Consider the following 18,523-nt stretch of genomic DNA (forward strand, 5'->3'; position numbering starts at 1 on the left):
TCTCAGTTTTATTATGAATTTTTATTTGCCTTTAATCTTTGCTTGCTCCTGATCTTTCATTGCTAAAAGTTCTGGAACAGTGACAAAACTGTAACCTTGCTTGCGAAACCTACTAATAATTTCCGGTAGAGCTTGCACTGTTTGGGAACGATTACCACCACCATCGTGCAGTAACACAATACCACCAGGTTCTGCGTTCCTAAAAACATTATCGATTAATTTTGGGACACTGGGAAGCGAATAGTCTAATGAATCAGATGACCACATGATGATGGCATACTGACTATTTTTTGCGTAAGCAGAAACTCCATTGTGCATAATTCCCCCTGGCGGTCGAAACAAATTTGTTTTAACGCCAGTAGTTTTAAAAATAAGGTCTGTTGTGTGAGAAACTTCGTAGGCAGCCACCTTGGGATTCATATAATGATACCAATGATGCCAAGTATGATTACCAATAGCGTGACCTTCAGCAATCAACCGCTTTACTTCATTGGGATAATTCTTTACATTCCTTCCTACGACAAAAAATGTCCCTTTGACATTATTTTTTTTAAGAATGTCCAAGGTTTGTGAAGTGGTGTTTGGCCAAGGTCCATCATCAAAGGTCAAAGCAATTACTTTTTTACCTTGATTAAGTTTCAGGGACTTAATGGTTTCACCTTCAAACCGTGCTGGTGCAGCAGACACAAAACCCTTTGCGTTGGCTTCTTGCAACCAACTAGTAAGCATAGTCGCCTTTAATCTCTCAACCCGCTGCTGAGTGCCAACTTTAGCAACCAACAAATTCTTTACATTTATACTTACTTTACTCTGTACCTCAGAGGTATTGGGTCTGATGAGTAACATTAAGCCAAGGCTAAAAGTAGCACTCAACCCAAGTAAAGCAATTAATATTCCTTGCGGCCAAAGAAACGACTTATTATTTTCCACTTCATAGCTCCTTCAAGGGTAGAACCATTAATCATGGTTCTGACGGCACTTTGTAGCACACTTTTTTCTAAATATTAGATACAGATATTTTTACTGGTATCCAGAATTTTTGGATACAGCTTAACAGAAACTGAAAATGTAGATTATGGCTGATAAATTTGCAACTGTAACCTAAATAATCTATTTTTCGATAAAAAATAGCCATATAATATATGTAAATATTTAACACTAAAACCTATATCTACAAAGCAGTTATTTTTTTGGTGTAGGTTATCTATCCCAAAAAATTTGATAACAATAGTTGTTACTATTGTTCTTACTTAAGAAAAAGTTAAATTTCTGGGGTAATGATTGTCACCGTTTGTCTGCTATAAAGTAGACGGACGATAATGAACTGTATATAGTTTCCCATTGTTCAGCTTAACTAAGTCGTTAATCTCTATACTTTTTACTTATTTATTTATAATGATTGTGATCACCATCTCAGTTATTTTATGTATGGTGATGCTTGAGCTACCTGTGCTAAACTTATTCTAAGTTTTTGAACATTTTTACTTGCCAATAATACTAATAACTTAATTCTGAATAATACATTATCAATTGTAGTTTTAGTGCTGTAGGGTGTACAGCGCTAAAAAATGCTTATTAACTCGCACTAACAAATAGTAGGAATACTAGTTTAGTTAGTTGGGTATCAAGCAAGAAGCAAAATGCCATAGGCTTAAGCCTGAGGGATGAGAACATTATTATCAGGTCATTGTCCAAAAGTTATTCTAATTTTAGATATGCGTCCATTCACTGCAAAAGAATGGCTGTTTAGCTTCCTGGTGGGATCTCTGATTCTCTGGCTAATATTTTTGGGAAACTTACCTTTACGGGATTGGGATGAAGGCACTGTAGCACAAGTTGCCCGTGAAATTTGGCGTGCTCCACTTGGTTCTATGGGTTGGCTGTACCCCACCTTGGGAGATGAACCTTACCACAACAAACCCCCGCTGCTCCACTTACTAATTGCTTGGGCTTACTCCTTAGGAGGAGTTAACGAGTGGACAACACGTTTACCGGGTGCAGTATTGACGGCCTTGGGAGTACCCATACTGTACTTAGTGGGAGGTTTAGTTTTTCAACAAAATTTACCAGCTGTGTTTGCAACTTTGGTTTACTTGACAATGTTGCCTGTAGTCCGTCATGGCAGACTAGCCATGCTGGATGGCACGAGTATTTCTTTTTTTCTATTAATGTTATTTTTCTTGCTAAAAGCACGGCAAAATAAATATTACGGTCTGGGTGTGGGTATTTGTCTGGGGCTAATTACTCTGACTAAGGGAATGCTAGTTTTGTTGCTGGGTGCCATCGCTTGTTTGTTCCTGATTGCTGAAGGACAATTAAGTTTGTTGAAAAATCCCTATTTCTGGGCGGGAATGTTGTTCGGCACTGGTGCACCTTTGGCATGGTACATTGCCCAATGGCAACATTATGGTGAGAACTTCTTACAAATTAATTTTCAGTCACAAACCTTTAACCGCCTTGTTCAATCTGTAGAAGGTAACAGTGGACCTCTTTGGTATTATTTAATTGAGTTAATTAAATATGGTTGTCCCTGGCTGATATTTGTGCCGACAAGTTTACATCTAGCGGCAAAAAAACATCATACTACTTGGGCGCGTCTAATTCTCCTGGGGACAATTGTTTATTTTGTCAGCATTTCTGTGATGAGAACAAAACTGCCCTGGTATGTCATGCCGGTTTATCCCTTTTTAGCTTTGGCAGTTGGGGTGAAACTTAGTGAGGTTTGGCAACATCGCCATTTAATTAACAAATATTGGGCGGTATTGTTAGCTACTATAGCTATGGCGGGTTTAGGAGGATGTATTTATTTTGCCTTTGTTGATCCTCAGTATATTTTAATAATCATGAGTCTAGTTTTAGCAATTAGTATGGGTACAGCAGCATGGCTAGTTAAACAACGCCATCGCCTGTTTATTCCTGTACTCTTTGCGGGGATGTATCTAGTTTTAGGACTATTAATGAGTTCCCAATTCTGGATTTGGGAGTTAAACGAAGCTTTTCCCGTTAAACCAGTAGCTACATTAATTCGCTCCCATGTTGCACCGGGAACTAAAATTTACACTTCTTTTGCTTATGGTCGCCCCAGTTTAGATTTTTACTGTGATTGTCAAGTCATCCCAGCAGATATCACGGTTTTACCACAAATGTTGTTAGATAAATCTTATTTACTATTGGATAGTAAAACTTTAGCAAATATGAATTTTTATAACAGGAAGATTATAGGTGTGTCTGAAGGTTTTACCCTAATTTTGCCAAAAATAAATTAACTTTTTAAGTTTTTTTAGATTTATGGTTTATTGAATAAGTAAACATCACCATTGTGATATAACAAATTGAATCCTTGGCTAGTTTTGAGTTCAGTGACTAAGTGAGGATTAAATTCAGGGTCTTTGTTTTCACTGAAATTTAAATCCAACATAACATAATCAAATTGTTGCTCTGTTATTTGTAGAGCATTGGAGTTTTTATTAATTAGCTGGATATTTTCTCGCTGGCTCAAATGAGGAGCAATTCTGGAGGTTGTGATAACACTGGCTTGAGTTGGTATCAAGCTAACGGCAGTATGTAGAAATTTAAGATTTGGTATATTTGATAAATAGCGAGTGATAAAAAATTCATACTTAGCTAACAGTAAAAACATAATAACAGCCCAGGTTATTAAAATACGAGGTTGTAACCAATGTCTTTTTTTTTCTTGTTGATACTCTTCAATGGATTGCAATAGCCAGACAATAATAAATGGGAAAATTGGTAGAGAATAATGATGAATTAAATCTCGTTGTGCCCAATAATCAGAAATAATATTCAGGAATAACATTGGCAGCCCAGGCAATAAAACCATTGATTTTCGCCAATGTAATCCAATAATTACTGGTAATAGGAGTAGGAAATAATAAAACAGTGTATCAGGTAAAAATAATTTTCCTAAAATTAATCCGGGATTATTGATAAAATTCCAGATAATTTCCTTAGGGGAATTACCAAAAGAACTATAAAATACAACCCCCCCAGGTTGACCACCTCGTAGCAGAGGAACAAGATAACCAACGGTCAATAAATACCAAATTGTACCTGCTACAATACAACCGATTCCATACATACGTCGATGTTGGCATAACCACAACCAAATTCCGAAAGCAATAACAGTTAAACTTAAACTATCTTTGCAAATTAAAACTAAACTAGTAGCTATAATCAACTGTCTAGTTTTGCTTGTAATTGCTGCCCACATTGCCCATAGTATTGCCGGAACTGCAATGGATTCTGGGCGAAAGTCAGTAAAAAAGTTAATATTAAATAAGGCAGGATAAAGCAAGTAAGACAAAGCTATGGCTCGCCCATAAGGGACGGATAAACCAGTTTGTAAACTCAAGGCATATATAGGTAAACATCCTAACGCTAGAGCGATGGCTTGAATTGCAAACAACCAATGGACGTCAGGATAAATTTTATACGGCAAAGCAATAAGATATAGAATAAAAGCAGCATGATCTCCAACCATGTGAAAACCAAATATAGATGAAATAGGTGGTAACCCTTGACTGGTTAGATATACCCATTGGTCGAAAATTGCTAAATCAAGAGCATTTGATTGAAATAAGAAATGACGTAAACTACTAGAAATAAATAGTACTAAAATACTCACACCAATCATCCAACCAAGAACACCAGGTTGAATAAAATATTTTTTCCATCCCACTAAAAAACTTTTTTTAGTCAACATTCTCATCAATAAATATAATTAACTATCTGGATATTGGTAATGAATACCTAACATTACCCAAACTATAATTCGAGGTATTATCTCACAATTTAGCTGCAAATGTTTTAGGTATTTATGAACAAAACCAAAAGCGGTGATGTTTAGTCTCAGAATGATCCCCAATGTGGTGCAAGAGAGTGTCAAACTAGAAGTTGTCTGTAAATTTTAAAGCAATTGTGAAAGCTATTACTCTTGTAGGTTCTACTGGCTCAATAGGTACTCAAACTTTAGATATCGTCACTCAGTACCCACACCAGTTTCGGATTGTGGGATTGGCGGCTGGGAGCAATGTGGAAATGTTGGCGGCTCAAATTCGGCAGTTTCGACCGAGTGTAGCGGCGATTTCTGCTGAGGAGAAATTACCAGAACTCCAAGCAGCTATTCAAGACCTTGATCCGCAACCGATTTTACTAGCTGGTATTTCTGGAGTGATAGAAGTCGCCCGTTATGGTGATGCTGAAACTGTTGTCACGGGTATTGTGGGTTGTGCTGGTTTATTACCGACTATCGCTGCTATTGAAGCTGGTAAGGATATCGCCTTAGCGAACAAAGAAACTTTAATTGCTGGTGGCCCCGTAGTTCTTCCTCTAGTAGAGAAACATGGTGTCAAGCTTTTACCGGCTGACTCCGAGCATTCAGCAATATTTCAGTGTCTTCAAGGTGTTCCCAAGGGTGGCTTACGGCGAATTTTGCTCACTGCTTCTGGTGGGGCTTTCCGAGATTGGGATGTAGAAAAGTTAGCACAGGTCAAAGTTGCTGATGCTCTCAAGCACCCTAATTGGTCAATGGGGCGGAAAATCACTGTAGACTCGGCTACTTTAATGAACAAGGGATTAGAGGTGATTGAGGCTCACTTTCTCTTTGGCTTGGATTATGAACACATTGATATTGTTATTCATCCCCAGAGCATTATTCACTCGCTGATTGAGTTACAAGATACATCTGTTTTAGCTCAACTCGGTTGGCCTGATATGCGCTTGCCTTTACTCTATGCTTTATCTTGGCCTGAGCGCATCCGCTCAAACTGGGAAAGGCTTGATTTGGTCAAAGCTGGTAATTTAACCTTCCGTGAACCAGATCACCAAAAGTATCCTTGTATGCGCTTGGCTTATGCTGCTGGTCGGGCTGGGGGATCCATGCCAGCTGTCTTAAATGCTGCTAATGAACAGTTGGTGGCTTTGTTTTTAGAAGAGAAAATTCAATTTTTAGATATTCCTCGATGTATCGAAATTGTGTGCGATCGCCATCAAAATCATAACTGTACAAATCCTTCTTTAGATGACATTTTGGCAGCAGATAAATGGGCAAGGCAAGAAGTTTTAATCGCAGCTAACAAGTTAGAATCTCTTTCCCAGGTAATTTCCCTGCATTAAATAACTCCATAGTCCAAAAACATGAGTGAGGACGGTTATTTCTAGAAAACGTCCTCACTGGTCTTCTGTCATATTTCACTTATTTTTATATAAATAAATTTTATTATTTGTTTAACAATTGATAAAAAAAATAAACTTGTTTTTACAAAAAATCCATAAATTTTAGGGTAGAATAACTGGTTAATAATGGGAAGCAATTTCCGCAAACTTAGTGGCAAGTGGCGGCTGCTAATCATAACTTGGGTGCTACTAACTCAACAACAGTAATTTTTGAATCCATAAGTATTTACTGTAACCCTTAAATAACAGACATTTTTGAGGAATTTATATTAATGATTCCTACGCTAGTCATTGCTTGGATAGTATTTGTGATATTGTTTAAAATTCTGAAAACTACTTTGAAGAATGCCTTAACAATTGCAGCGATATTGGTTCTATTAAATATTGGTTTTGGAATTACACCTGAAGATATTTGGAGTCAGATTATGCACTTTGCGCAAACAATTTCCCCCAAGTGAGACAAAATTAATGGCCTCTGTACAAAATAACTACTCTCAAGCCCTGGGGTATAGCTGTTTTTGGAGCAGACCGGGGTCTTGTTTGTCCATAACTAGATGAAAATAAAGCCCAGGATGAAGAACACAATCTCAAAGCAAACCCATATTAAACTGTTTACAAAGCATCTGCATTCTTCATCTTTTTTTTGTTAATTATTGTGTATTCCAGAAATCCTGGCTAAGGCGTCTTTGACATTTGTAGGTAGCTGACGCATGACCTTACCTCTTTCCCGATCCAATGCTACTAATGTCACCTTAGCAGTGGTGTACAACTGCTGTCCATCAGTTGAGACAATTCCATAATCCCAGTTCATGCGGACACCAGTGACTTCAGTCATGCGTGTTTTGACAATCACTGCCATTCCTAACTTAATTGTACGGTGATAACGCACGGAAAGTTCTACAACCGGTAAATCACAGCCTACTGCTACTAAATCAGCAAATTCAATACCTATGGATCGCAAACATTCTACCCGTGCTTCTTCCATCCAGGCAATGTAAGCACCATGCCAGACAATACCTCCATAGTCAGTATGATGGGGTTGCACTCTGACCGGATACTCAAACCAACTTTCAAATTCCTGGTGCGATGGAATATCAATGGCGCTGGTTGGTGGTAATTGTGTTGAACTTGGTTGTTTTTCCGACATTTTTGAGTCTCTTAACAGCTATGAATTTTCCACATCTGAAAGAATTCTCTCATAACGTTCTAATTAACGCGCTTAAAACAGGTGATGGATCTGGAATGAGTAAAGCAAATAACTTTATATTCACATTTCCACTGCCTAAAGGGGAGGGGATTCTAAACTTTTGCTACCCTCATATCTGAAGCCACTGCCTTCCGCAAAGAAAAGGAGTTTTTTCCATTTACCTAAACGTTGGGTTGTGGAGCGTACCTTTGGCTGGCTGAATTTGTCTCGGTGTTTAAGCAAAAATTATGAACGACCACCTCAAACTTCCGAGACACTCATCTATGTCGCCATGATTCGCATCATGGTTCGACTGAAGTACCCCATCGCATAAGGCAATTCCTAAAACTTTTTAGCTAGGGTTTTGTTACTTGAAGTACCTGGTGTAGATTGTTTGACAAGATTAGCCAGCTCTTGTAGCTGACTAATTGCCTCTGCACCCTCTAACTTCATTAACTCACGGTCATCTCGCATTTCTGTCCAAGTAATCCCGTAATCGGATACCAAGAATCGAATCAAGTGATTGTCCCCCAAGCTAACCATAAACGAAGCACTATTCATTTGGTCACCACAGGTGTAACAGGACGCAGGATATCCACGTCGTTCTAACACGATTGCCAAGGCTTGTAGGTTCATTACCAAGTCTTGAACGAATTGTCGGTGTTGATAAGCTAGTCTCAGAAACACGTTTTTCCTCCACACACCACAGTGATTTTAGTTTCTTTTATATTTTTTTTAGATTTTTTCATCCACTGGTATTGTAAACTATCCATTACATTTACCAAAACTTCATGAAATCGTTAATTCGCTACCTAGCTCAGGTTATTAGATAAATATTCAGTCTGCCGTATCAAGTTATTCAATTTATGAGTTAGTCTTATCAGACAGCTTGTATGAGGTCAAGTTTTTCTCATGTATTTTTGTCTGATTAAATGCTTAACTGTAATGATTCGGCTTTAAGAGTAACGCAAATTTGGTATTGGTAAACAACGGAAAAGTTACGGATATTATTTTTGTGTGACTTATACAGTCTAATATCAATAGACTCATTCAGGCAAGAATCTCCCGGTCTTGAGACGGGAGGGCTTTAGGTTCTTTTTGGCGTTGTCAACCTATGTTTCCCTTAAGGAAAATTTAGCACTGTTGTGTTTAATTGTTGGGTATATAAAGTCAAGTCCTCCTAAAGATATAGACTTTGGTGGATAAATTTAGGTTTGGGATTCGGGACTGTGGGCAATGGGGGAGGAATAGTTAAGATATGTTTAAGTGATTTCCACAACAGTACCAAATACGTATCCTAAATACCCATGGCTTAACACTGAGAATAACTGAACATGGAATAGGTATGTTGCCATTTTGCCACTATTTTGTCATTGTGGGGGTTGTGCTGCAACATCTGCCCAGAAACCTAAAATTTAGTCTGGCATGAGCAAAAAGGGTTGTATTGGCTACATAAGAAACATATTGAGCAGAGCAAATCCAAATGATATAAATTTTGACAAACTTTTGTATTGGTCACTTTTCATGGCGAAACTGGAAACCACCGCCACAGCCGATGCTTTGAGTATGGCGGTGGGTATTTTAAGAAACTACTTGCCACCAACCAAAAGCTGGACCGATAAAACGGATAGTTATCCAAGCTACCACCATAGCACCAATACAGAACCAGGTTCCACGAGTAGTCCACTTCATAAACTGTTCAGATTGAGTTTTGGTGATAGGAAGCCAAGGCAAGATGCGAGTTTCTTGGCCGTACTTTTCCCCAAGTGTAGCTTTACGACGCTTTGCTTCACCCATAATCAGCAATCTAAATTCAATCAGGTTTTAAGATACTTACACCAAGATTGATGATAGCGCTTGCCATGACATGAGCGCGAGGTAATTGACAAAACGTAAATACTTAGCTAGGTAGAATCTTCATCACTAGGATGGGAAAAAAGACTGGGATCAAGATAGTTAATCCGTGCTAGAGGACTGAGGACAGCCAACACTTGAGCGCCATAGCTGCGATTCACTACACGACTGTCAAGTAAAGCCACAATACCGTGACTTTGTCGTACTGGCGCTATGGCTCGTTGTAGTTCATTCAAAGCAGCTGGTAACAAAAATAAACGAAACCAATCTTGATGTGATCGCTTGTAATAAGCCACTCTACCAGCCACGAGGGGATTTTCCAAAGATGGTAACGGTAAAGTCGCAATAATTAACAGATGAGGGCCAGGCAAAACAGTTTGATGCGATCGCCAAAATTCCCACCCACTGACCAAGATTCCATTTTCATCCAAACAAGTTTTTTCCACCCGCACCCGTGAACCAAACTCTGAAGCGAGAATAGCACCTACTTGAGCCTTAAGTGGGACATCTCCCACTAATACCACGGTCAAACCTAAAGCTGTAGCGCTCAGACAAATCAACGTCCGGACTTTGTGAATAAATGCTGCTTGAAATTCTGGGGTATTTGGTAGAGGTAATTTATGGGGTACATACAGTTGAATTGCTGACCCTTGAGTATCATTGGAGAATTTCAAGCAAGTTACTTCATGTAAACCCAAACGTTGACGAAACAATGGCGCTTCAGTTTCCGGTTCCAGGGCGCTACCAATCAATACCACTGGTTGTCTTTGCCAAATGGGCGCGAGACTGTTTCCTAATTCAGTGGGAGCATAGTGTAAAGAAAATAATCCTTGACGACGGGTAATGGTTGCCCAGAAAAGAGGAGAGGTACATGAGGCGGGGACATTTTCATTACTCAATTGAAATTCCTGCCAGAAATTTTTCCAGGCATCTGGTAAGATTGATACTGATTTCAGTTGTGAATGTAAATCACCCAAAATATCTATTTCTGTCAAAGACATTAGATAGCAGTCATAAGGATTAGCTGGGTGCTGAAATAGTTCATGTGTCAGTTGTGCCCGTGCAGAGCGAATTATTTCCGCTTGATTAGGGCAAGCCAATATCAGTTGATCCCAGTCGTGAGGTTGAATAACTTGGGTAAGCTGATCACGTACCCAATCTTCTAAATCATCTACCCCATCAATAATTGTGGGAATGCCTGGGGGAAAATTATCAGTGGATGTGAACTGCGCTTTTAACCAAGCTTCAGGGGAGGTGAGAAGTATTCCTTGAAAATCAGAGCCAGGCCAAACTTCACCAGTCCGGATGGGTTTATTAGCTTGTAGCCATGGCTGAAGACGGGGAATTTCCACTTGGAGTAGACGTTGCTGTACTGCTTCTGGAGCGACGATAATCACGGGGCCATGCCACATTAAAGCCGATGCCACAAAACTAGTGCGATACCGACCTTGATAGCCAGAAACTGCCCCGACTTGAATTAAGGCGCTGCGTCCTACACGCAAGGCGCGTGCTACCAACCTTGCCATAGTTAAATGATGCGGCCAGGAAGGAAACCCCGCCTGCGATCGCAGGAAGTTATGTAGTGACAAATGAACTTCAGCCTCAATCACCAGCTTTTCATCCCATACAAAGTAATTTCTAATTCCAATAGCCGCATTTCTATTATCTTGTCATTAGTCATTAGCAACTACTAAAGACCCATAACTAATTAACCATTACCCTCAATTATGCCAACTTACAAAGGAATTTCCAGCGAAGCCTTCAGGCATCCACTGGATCGCCAAGCCGAGGAAGCTTTACGAAATTTACCGGGATTTAATTTAATAGCTCGTAAATTTGTGGAATTTGTCTACGAACGCCCTCAGTTAGTCTATCTCATGGGTAATGCCATCCAAGTAGGCCCACGTCAATATTCCACTATTTACCAGATGTTCCGCGAATGTGTCCGGGATTTGGACATTTACCCAGAACCGACACTGTTTGTCGCGCAGAATCCCGAAGCAAATAGCTATGCCCTTGGGCAAGAGAATCCTTACATTCTCATAAATACAGGGATACTAGATTTACTCGACCAAGGGGAGATTCGGGCAGTGTTAGCCCATGAACTAGGGCATATTAAGTGTGGTCATACCATTTTAATTCAAATGGCCATGTGGGCGATGAGCGCGGCTTCCGCCCTGGGCGAAATGACCTTCGGTATCGGCAATTTCGTCTCTCAAGCTTTGATTTATGCCTTTTTTGAATGGCGACGCAAAGCTGAATTAACGGCAGACCGCGCTGCTTTGTTAGTGATAGATGACTTAAACACGGTCATGTCATCCATGATGAAAGTTTCTGGCGGTAGTATTAAATATGCTCATGAATGCAGCTTACAGGAATTTATTAAACAGTCAGAAAATTATCATTCACTAGACGAAAATGGAATGAATCAGGTTTATAAATTCTTGCTCTACAATGGCGCTCAAGGCATGATGTTGGGCCATCCTTTCCCAGTAGAACGCTTACGTTATTTACAGGAGTGGTCTGTATCAGAACAATACCAGCAAATTCGCCAAGGAAATTATCAGCAGTCCCCTGCATCAGGTGCGGTAGATATTACTGCTCAAACCGCCTCTCAGGAAGCAGAAACTTTGCGACGGCAAATTGAAGAATTGCAACAACAAATTAACAAAATTAAAAAGTCTGACAACTTCAATGACAACCCATGACAAATTTCCAGCAATCTATTCAAATGGCGTTTCTGAATATGGCAATTAAGCTTATAAAACATCTATCAGTATTCGCTAATATTTTGGCTTTTGTAATTTTGATTCCGGGAATTGCCTTGGCTGCACCAGTTCAAATCAATCCTATTCCCAGGATTATTATTAGCCAATTTAGCAATACAAATGCTGAATCTAGCTTATTTTCAGATACTAACCTCACACCCCAACAGCAGCAACAACTCCAAGCGGTGCGCCAAAGGAGAAATAAAGAAATAAGCGCGGTATTAAATTCATCCCAGCGAGCCAAACTAGCTGAGAATATGCGCTCTGGTAATGACATAAATCAGGGTTTAGAAAAGCTAAACTTACCACCAGAACAAAAAGACCTCATCAATGCCATAATCCAATGGACTAACCTGAAAATCCAGGCTACTTCATCTCGGCATTCACTACAAAGAGGGCAGGAATAAAGTTTTCATTGGTTGCTACTGACACTTTTTCGCTAATATAAATTGGCACAGAGATACTCTTATTAGTGGATAGCTCATCAATTACGGCCAATAAAATAAATTGAGGCACAACGAAACAGATGTTAAAATCATGAGGCAAACGCACCTAGTTGTAGCAAGTGGGGCAAGATTGGTGGTTCTAGCCAAACAAATTGCTCCGGCGAAAGGTTGTTTCAATGTCAAAACTGTGGCTTTGAGTGTGACAGAGATTTAAGTGCTGCCATTAATTGAAGTCAAAAAGTGGTCAGATTGACTTTGTTAGCCTGTGGACTAGATATTGCCGATACTTCCAACATGAACCAGGAAGTAAACAAAGCTCAAAGTAGATTTGACTAGGTTTTATATAACGGCGACACAGTTTGTGAATGAGAAGTGGAAACATATTTCAGTATTTTTTGTATCTGCTGTCCCACGGCCAGTGGATTTTAAAAAGATGCTTGTGAAGGGGAATCTGGACTGGGTTTGAGGACAGACATGACCTACAACCGGACAAACCCGATGATAGCCTAGCGTGGCGTGAGCCATAGCAAGAATCTCCCGATGCAAAAGCAGTTTTATCGGTGAGAGTGTCAAAATGTATCTTGCCCTATTTAGTTCGTTACCATGTCTGAAGAAGATATCCGTGCCACTAGACTGGAAAAAGTCAACCAACTTAAACAGCTAGGAGCTAATCCCTATGCCTACCGTTGGGAATCCACTCATAAAACAGCAGAATTGCAGGCAAAATTTGCCGATTTACCCAGTGGTGAACAAATTGATTTAGATATTGCCGTTGCTGGACGCATTATGGCGCGTCGTGTTTTCGGTAAATTGGCTTTCTTCACCCTACAAGATGAAACTGGCACTATTCAACTTTATTTAGAGAAAAATCACATCCAAGAATGCATGGCATCTGTTGATACCGATGCTTTCACTCACCTCAAACAACTTACAGATGCAGGTGACATTCTCGGAGCCAAAGGCACAATTAAACGGACTGAAAAGGGCGAATTATCTGTCTACGTCAGAGAATACACCATCCTCACAAAATCACTATTACCTCTACCGGACAAGTGGCATGGTTTAACGGATGTTGCCAAACGCTACCGTCAGCGCTACGTTGATTTGATTGTCAACCCCGAAGTGCGGCAAACTTTCCGCCGTCGCGCCCAAATTACTGCGGGTATTCGCCGCTATTTGTCGGAACGGGATTTTCTGGAAATTGAAACTCCCGTTTTGCAAAGTGAAGCCGGCGGTGCTGACGCGCGTCCGTTTATTACGTACCACAACACTTTAGAAATGGAGTTGTATCTGCGAATTGCTACAGAACTTCATTTAAAACGGTTGATTGTGGGTGGTTTTGAAAAGGTATTTGAACTAGGACGAATTTTTCGCAATGAGGGAGTATCTACTCGCCACAATCCGGAATTTACCTCCATTGAGGTTTACCAAGCCTATGCGGACTATCAGGATATGATGGCGCTAACAGAGGGAATTATTACCACTGTTACCCAAGAGATACTCGGCACACTGCAAATAATTTACCAAGGTACGCCCATAGATTTATCACCACCTTGGCGACGAGTGACGATGCATGATTTAGTTAAAGAGTATACAGGGTTGGATTTCTATTCTTTCACAACCTTGGCAGAAGCTAAAGCAGCTAGTAAAAATGCAGGGGTGCAAGGTATTGAAGATGTACAGTCAATTGGCAAATTGTTGAATGAAGCTTTTGAACAAAAGGTAGAAGAAAAATTAATTCAGCCTACCTTTGTGATTGACTATCCAGTAGAAATTTCACCCCTGGCTAAACCTCATCGCTCTCACCCTGGTTTGGTGGAAAGATTTGAGTTATTTATCGTGGGGCGAGAAACTGGTAACAGCTTCTCAGAATTGACAGATCCTGTGGATCAAAGAGAACGTTTAGAGGCCCAAGCTGCTCGCAAAGCTGCGGGGGACTTAGAGGCCCAAGGCGTTGATGAAGATTTCCTCACAGCTTTGGAATATGGAATGCCCCCTACAGGTGGTTTAGGTATTGGGATTGATCGGTTGGTGATGTTATTAACTGATTCTCCCAGCATTCGGGATGTGATCGCCTTTCCCTTACTTAAGCCAGAAAAATCTGAATCATCCTCAGAATAACCAAGTTAATCAATATTGGCGATTATATACAAATATGAAGGTGTGTTTAGGCTATGTCTAACACACCATTTTTCTGACTTAAAAGAAACCGAAAATCAGCCACTTAGGAGGTGATACAAGTGTTGCTGGTGTTAGAGTACAAAGTTAAGTGCAATCAAAGCCAAAAACAAGCTCTTAATGAAGCAATTAGGACAAGTCGCTTTGTAAGAAACAAAGCTATTGGTTACTGGATGGACTCACCAAAAAAAGCAAAGGTTAACACAATTGTATTAACTAACTAATCCACAGCCCCATAAATGTAGTTTTGGGTGTGAGCTGCGAAAATTTAGCAAAAAACGGGGTAGGGAATGCCGGTTCCTGTGGCCTGCGGTCAGGAATATTAACGCTACAGGAGTTGGAGTCAAGACTTTAGTTGGTGAAAACCTGCTAGAGCAAATTCTGACGTTGAATGTAGAATCTCCGTGGCTTTAGCCCGGAGAGTGTCAATTCTTGTAATTCGACTAAATTAACTAAAAGCTCATAACTAATTTGCTACTTCGGCTATTTCGATAATGCGTCCTTCATAGTCCTTAACCAAAAAATTGAGGGGCTTGTGGTTGCGAATTTTTAATTTTAAACCACGCATTTCCACCCGCAATAAAATCATATCCAAGCAGTCGCGGTCAAAACAAACGTGACGTTGCTGATTTTTGTGCCCCAAGCTAGCCCCTGTAATTACGTGTAACTGGGTATTTTTTTTGATCTGATACCAAAGCCCATTACTAGCATTATTCATGACCTTGCTAGACCAGCTGGGACTAGTAGACATGTATAGTGGATCAATCCCAGTGGCGCCTAAAGTTTGTTCGTAGTTGTAGTAGTAGTGCAAAGGCACTTCGGCAGCTGGCAAATGTAGCAGCCCTTCATACAACTGTCGGGCAATTTCCAAGTCAGACACCATTATGGTGTATACTTTTGGGGCGCTGGTGAGGAACATCCACATAGCACCAGCATAAGCTGCCAGCAACATCACCATGATACCTTGGGTGGAGAATAAGCTATCCAAGGGCAGGGAAAGCAAAAAAGAATTTAAAGTCAAAGGTGTGAATAAGAAACCCATCACATTAGCTGCTGTAACCATGAACAAACCAAAAGATTATGTGGGGGAGCTGCTTTTATTATTGTCGATAGAACTAAATTTAAGTCCTTGTTCTTAATTTATCAATACTAAACTGGTGTGAGTTTGAGCAACTAACAGTACACAACCTGGCTTGTATGCAGATAAGCACAGCACATTCTCATCCAACATTGGCTAATTCATATCAACCGGGTTTTAATTCAAGAACACTTTACCGTCCTCTTGAATTTGCACTGTTTTTGTATCCTCCTCTAAATTAGTTGTTTCATTTAATTTCACCACCATCATCCCTGTTTTTTCAGAGGGTTGGGGAGTCACCTGAAGCAATCCGCCATCTTCACGGAAGAATGTCATAGTTACTGGTGCGTTTAAATCTCGCAGCATGGTATTTGATTTACCTTCAAGCGATCGCGCAGGTGTATCACCAACTACTTGATAAGTAACTTCAGCCCCAGTATCGTTTACTAAACGGATATCAACCCTACCATTGGCAAGGGCAATCTTGGCGCTGGGTGGTTGCTGTTGTTCCGGTAGAGGTGGTTGGATCACGTTCACAGGTGGGGGGGCTGATACAGCTTGACTGGGGGGAATCCCTTGTGAAATCAGTTGTTGGGTTCGAGCATTTGGTGGGCATCCTTGAGGTACAACATTTCTACTGTTAAATGGTTCTTCGTAGTAAATACGAGGGCAGGGATTCATTACCAGAGTCCTTGAATCTGGTGCTTCACCCCCGACACCAAGGGGTATCTGAGCAGGTGCGGGGGTAGTAGGGACGATGGGTGCTGGAAGCTGCCCTTGGGCTTCTAATCTGCGGGTCAGGGCATTGGGAGGGCATCCCTGTGGCACTAAAACCCTGTTGTTGTGTGGTTCTTCGTAGTAAATACGAGGACAAGGGTTAATCTGGGAAACAGGTTGCTGTGCCACTGCTCTGGGAGAAATTGCAGGGCTGGTAATGAGTAATCCACCGGAAATAATGCTGAATAACCCAGCATACTTGAGAAAATTTCGGGTATTTCTTTTCATAATTAACTCCCTGAGTCTGAATTTTTATTGGAGTAAAAAATATTGCAAATTTTAAAATTAGTTATTTTTATAAATAACATCAAAAACTGGCAAAATTTAACTTATGGCAAATAGTGAACAAGTCTAAATTAACAATTAATTCTAATTTTTTAATCTAACTATAGGAGCGAAATAAAAACCAAATGAGAGGAATATTTCAATCTCAAGGATGAGGTTATTTAATAAATATTAATTATTTTATATACAAATAAGTATAAATAAACTTCACCCAGGTGTGCTTGATAAAATAAGGTGTAAATGGTGTTTTTGCCGGGGTGTTTCCCCAATTTTTAATCCCTGAAGGATTATGAACAATCAATTTAAAACTCAAGAGTGATTGGTAAAGTGATGGTAAAAGTTGTACCTTTGCCAATATTGCTTTCAACGTGCAGTTGACCTTGATGATGTTCAACAATTGCCGCAGCGATGGCTAATCCCAATCCTGAACCTGTGGAACTCTCAGTAGTTGTCTTTGCTGTCTTATGGGTACGTGCTGGATCTACTCGATAAAAACGGTCAAATAAGCGCGGTAAAGCTTCGGCTGGAATGCCGATTCCGGTATCGCTGACTTTAATTTGTAATAAAGCTGTGCTGGAACGAATTTTAGAAACACGACTGCTTCCCTCCAGACGCGCCAATTGTATATGCACCTCTCCTGGGGAGGGTGTATACTGTAATGCGTTGCTAATCAAATTTGTGAACAGTCGGACTAACTGATCCCATTTGCCCTGAAGTGTAAACCAGTTGTCTAAGAATTGGGGGAGCGCTTCCCCAACGGGAGGATCAACCAAATCAAGAGTTAAAGTAATTTTTTTTTCTTTAGCTAATAATTGTTGTTCTTCAACTACTTCCATCAGCAAAGCGTCTAAAGAACAAGACGAAAAAATATCCTTGCTGATACCACTATCCTGTCTTGCCAAAAATAATAAATCATCGACTAGTTTACCTAAGCGTTGGGTTAGCCGTTCCACCACCTTTAACTGTTGGCGATAGTTGGCAAAAGCCGTGGCTTCTGTTTCGGCTAATTCTAAATCAGCAAGAGCAACTTGCACATTAGTTTGAATCAAGGTAATCGGACTGCGGAGTTCGTGAGAAGCATCAGCAGTAAATTGTTTGAGACGGTGGTAAGATTCGTCCACCGGTTCCATGGCTTTGCCTGAAAGAAACCAACCACTTGCAGCTACTGACAGAACCATGAACCAAATACCTAAGGCCAAATCAATAATCAACTGGCGACTAGGTTTAGTGACTTCAAACCAAGGATGGCTAACACGCAAATATCCTAATACTTGCCGTCCCACTTCCACTCGCTGGGTAACTTGTCTTAACAAGATTGGTGAATACTCGGTACTGAGTGGTGAGTCCAATTTTTCCCCATCTTCGAGTCTTTCTTGTTTAACTACGCGGACGGTTTCACCGAGATGGTTCCCATGAATGGGAATATTCAAAGGTTCCGATAGGGTTGACCAAAGTAATTTGCCATTGGGACTAAACCATTCTAAGTCGATGTGGTCATCGTCTACGGTGCTGGCATTATTACGAAAACTTGCTTCTACATTAATTTGAAATTGTTCAGCATCCCCATGAACAGGGGAAATCACAAGCGATCGCTGGATAATTTCCACTACGTGGTTGAGAGTATCATCAACTCGCTCAATTAATGTACTGCGGACATATAAATATACACCACTGGCGAATAGTAAAAGCAACACCGCGGTTATAGCAGTGTACCAAAGAGCAAGACGGCGACGAGTAGCTTGAAACATGGAAAAAT

Annotated in this window: 17 protein-coding genes and 1 pseudogene; 9 read left to right on the forward strand and 9 right to left on the reverse strand. The window is 40.3% G+C overall.

Features of this window, described 5'->3' with window-relative positions; translation table 11 throughout:
- Positions 1–21 precede the first annotated feature (21 nt).
- Entirely contained in the window at positions 22–930 is a 909-nt protein-coding gene (locus NWP25_RS11650) for a polysaccharide deacetylase family protein (protein WP_280651677.1), read from the reverse strand.
- A 785-nt stretch (positions 931–1,715) separates the two neighbouring features.
- Between NWP25_RS11650 and NWP25_RS11655 the strand changes: the two genes are divergently transcribed.
- A complete protein-coding gene (locus NWP25_RS11655) occupies positions 1,716–3,266 on the forward strand; it encodes an ArnT family glycosyltransferase (RefSeq protein WP_280656914.1) in 1,551 nt (516 codons plus the stop codon).
- Between the two features lie 20 nt (positions 3,267–3,286).
- Here NWP25_RS11655 and NWP25_RS11660 read toward each other — a convergent pair whose 3' ends face one another.
- On the reverse strand, positions 3,287–4,723 hold the full coding sequence (locus NWP25_RS11660) for a DUF2079 domain-containing protein (protein WP_280699463.1): 1,437 nt from the start codon (positions 4,721–4,723) through the stop codon (positions 3,287–3,289).
- Between the two features lie 215 nt (positions 4,724–4,938).
- On the opposite strand from NWP25_RS11660, the gene NWP25_RS11665 reads away from it, so the two are divergent.
- Positions 4,939–6,135, forward strand: a complete 1,197-nt coding sequence (locus tag NWP25_RS11665) for a 1-deoxy-D-xylulose-5-phosphate reductoisomerase (RefSeq protein WP_280651674.1) — start codon at positions 4,939–4,941, stop codon at positions 6,133–6,135.
- 332 nt (positions 6,136–6,467) lie between these two features.
- Entirely contained in the window at positions 6,468–6,653 is a 186-nt protein-coding gene (locus tag NWP25_RS11670; RefSeq protein WP_280651673.1) for a hypothetical protein, read from the forward strand.
- 188 nt (positions 6,654–6,841) lie between these two features.
- Here the strand turns inward: NWP25_RS11670 and NWP25_RS11675 are convergent, their stop codons facing one another.
- Entirely contained in the window at positions 6,842–7,342 is a 501-nt protein-coding gene (locus NWP25_RS11675; RefSeq protein WP_280651672.1) for an acyl-CoA thioesterase, read from the reverse strand.
- Between the two features lie 205 nt (positions 7,343–7,547).
- Here NWP25_RS11675 and NWP25_RS11680 point away from each other — a divergent pair.
- Positions 7,548–7,715 (forward strand): annotated as a pseudogene (locus NWP25_RS11680) (transposase); the annotation flags it as partial.
- 8 nt (positions 7,716–7,723) lie between these two features.
- On the opposite strand, the gene NWP25_RS11685 reads toward NWP25_RS11680, so the two are convergent.
- From NWP25_RS11685 to NWP25_RS11695, 3 genes are all read right to left on the reverse strand, one after another.
- A complete protein-coding gene (locus tag NWP25_RS11685; protein ID WP_280651671.1) occupies positions 7,724–8,068 on the reverse strand; it encodes a DUF1815 family protein in 345 nt (114 codons plus the stop codon).
- Between the two features lie 894 nt (positions 8,069–8,962).
- On the reverse strand, positions 8,963–9,178 hold the full coding sequence (locus tag NWP25_RS11690) for a DUF2839 domain-containing protein (RefSeq protein ID WP_280651670.1): 216 nt from the start codon (positions 9,176–9,178) through the stop codon (positions 8,963–8,965).
- A 107-nt stretch (positions 9,179–9,285) separates the two neighbouring features.
- Positions 9,286–10,845 (reverse strand): ATP-dependent DNA helicase, encoded by a 1,560-nt coding sequence (locus NWP25_RS11695; RefSeq protein ID WP_280699465.1) that lies wholly within the window; start codon positions 10,843–10,845, stop codon positions 9,286–9,288.
- Positions 10,846–10,962: 117 nt separating this feature from the next.
- On the opposite strand from NWP25_RS11695, the gene NWP25_RS11700 reads away from it, so the two are divergent.
- From NWP25_RS11700 to NWP25_RS11720, 5 genes are all read left to right on the forward strand, one after another.
- Positions 10,963–11,943: a M48 family metallopeptidase gene (locus tag NWP25_RS11700; RefSeq protein WP_280651668.1), complete on the forward strand. Its 981-nt coding sequence runs from the start codon at positions 10,963–10,965 to the stop codon at positions 11,941–11,943.
- Positions 11,944–11,981: 38 nt separating this feature from the next.
- A complete protein-coding gene (locus NWP25_RS11705; RefSeq protein WP_280651667.1) occupies positions 11,982–12,410 on the forward strand; it encodes a hypothetical protein in 429 nt (142 codons plus the stop codon).
- A 168-nt stretch (positions 12,411–12,578) separates the two neighbouring features.
- On the forward strand, positions 12,579–12,680 hold the full coding sequence (locus NWP25_RS11710; RefSeq protein ID WP_280651739.1) for a zinc ribbon domain-containing protein: 102 nt from the start codon (positions 12,579–12,581) through the stop codon (positions 12,678–12,680).
- Positions 12,681–13,052: 372 nt separating this feature from the next.
- Complete coding sequence (gene lysS / locus NWP25_RS11715) at positions 13,053–14,570, forward strand: lysine--tRNA ligase (protein WP_280651666.1); 1,518 nt, start codon at positions 13,053–13,055, stop codon at positions 14,568–14,570.
- Between the two features lie 128 nt (positions 14,571–14,698).
- Complete coding sequence (locus NWP25_RS11720) at positions 14,699–14,851, forward strand: helix-turn-helix domain-containing protein (protein ID WP_280651738.1); 153 nt, start codon at positions 14,699–14,701, stop codon at positions 14,849–14,851.
- Positions 14,852–15,093: 242 nt separating this feature from the next.
- Here the strand turns inward: NWP25_RS11720 and NWP25_RS11725 are convergent, their stop codons facing one another.
- From NWP25_RS11725 to NWP25_RS11735, 3 genes are all read right to left on the reverse strand, one after another.
- Positions 15,094–15,690, reverse strand: a complete 597-nt coding sequence (locus tag NWP25_RS11725) for a glyoxalase-like domain protein (protein ID WP_280651665.1) — start codon at positions 15,688–15,690, stop codon at positions 15,094–15,096.
- A gap of 192 nt (positions 15,691–15,882) precedes the next feature.
- Positions 15,883–16,710, reverse strand: coding sequence for a hypothetical protein (locus NWP25_RS11730; protein WP_280651664.1), 828 nt, complete (start codon positions 16,708–16,710; stop codon positions 15,883–15,885).
- A 359-nt stretch (positions 16,711–17,069) separates the two neighbouring features.
- Positions 17,070–18,515, reverse strand: a complete 1,446-nt coding sequence (locus NWP25_RS11735) for a sensor histidine kinase (RefSeq protein ID WP_280651663.1) — start codon at positions 18,513–18,515, stop codon at positions 17,070–17,072.
- Between the last annotated feature and the right edge of the window lie 8 nt (positions 18,516–18,523).

The organism is Umezakia ovalisporum Ak1311 (assembly GCF_029891685.1).
GTDB lineage: Bacteria > Cyanobacteriota > Cyanobacteriia > Cyanobacteriales > Nostocaceae > Umezakia > Umezakia ovalisporum.

Coding starts and splice junctions, on each gene's coding strand:
- NWP25_RS11655 (WP_280656914.1), top strand. CDS start 1,716: ATGCGTCCATTCACTGCAAAAGAATGGCTGTTTAGCTTCCTGGTGGGA.
- NWP25_RS11660 (WP_280699463.1), bottom strand. CDS start 4,723: ATGTTGACTAAAAAAAGTTTTTTAGTGGGATGGAAAAAATATTTTATT.
- NWP25_RS11670 (WP_280651673.1), top strand. CDS start 6,468: ATGATTCCTACGCTAGTCATTGCTTGGATAGTATTTGTGATATTGTTT.
- NWP25_RS11675 (WP_280651672.1), bottom strand. CDS start 7,342: ATGTCGGAAAAACAACCAAGTTCAACACAATTACCACCAACCAGCGCC.
- NWP25_RS11690 (WP_280651670.1), bottom strand. CDS start 9,178: ATGGGTGAAGCAAAGCGTCGTAAAGCTACACTTGGGGAAAAGTACGGC.
- NWP25_RS11700 (WP_280651668.1), top strand. CDS start 10,963: ATGCCAACTTACAAAGGAATTTCCAGCGAAGCCTTCAGGCATCCACTG.
- NWP25_RS11705 (WP_280651667.1), top strand. CDS start 11,982: ATGGCAATTAAGCTTATAAAACATCTATCAGTATTCGCTAATATTTTG.
- lysS (WP_280651666.1), top strand. CDS start 13,053: ATGTCTGAAGAAGATATCCGTGCCACTAGACTGGAAAAAGTCAACCAA.
- NWP25_RS11725 (WP_280651665.1), bottom strand. CDS start 15,690: ATGGTTACAGCAGCTAATGTGATGGGTTTCTTATTCACACCTTTGACT.
- NWP25_RS11730 (WP_280651664.1), bottom strand. CDS start 16,710: ATGAAAAGAAATACCCGAAATTTTCTCAAGTATGCTGGGTTATTCAGC.
- NWP25_RS11735 (WP_280651663.1), bottom strand. CDS start 18,515: ATGTTTCAAGCTACTCGTCGCCGTCTTGCTCTTTGGTACACTGCTATA.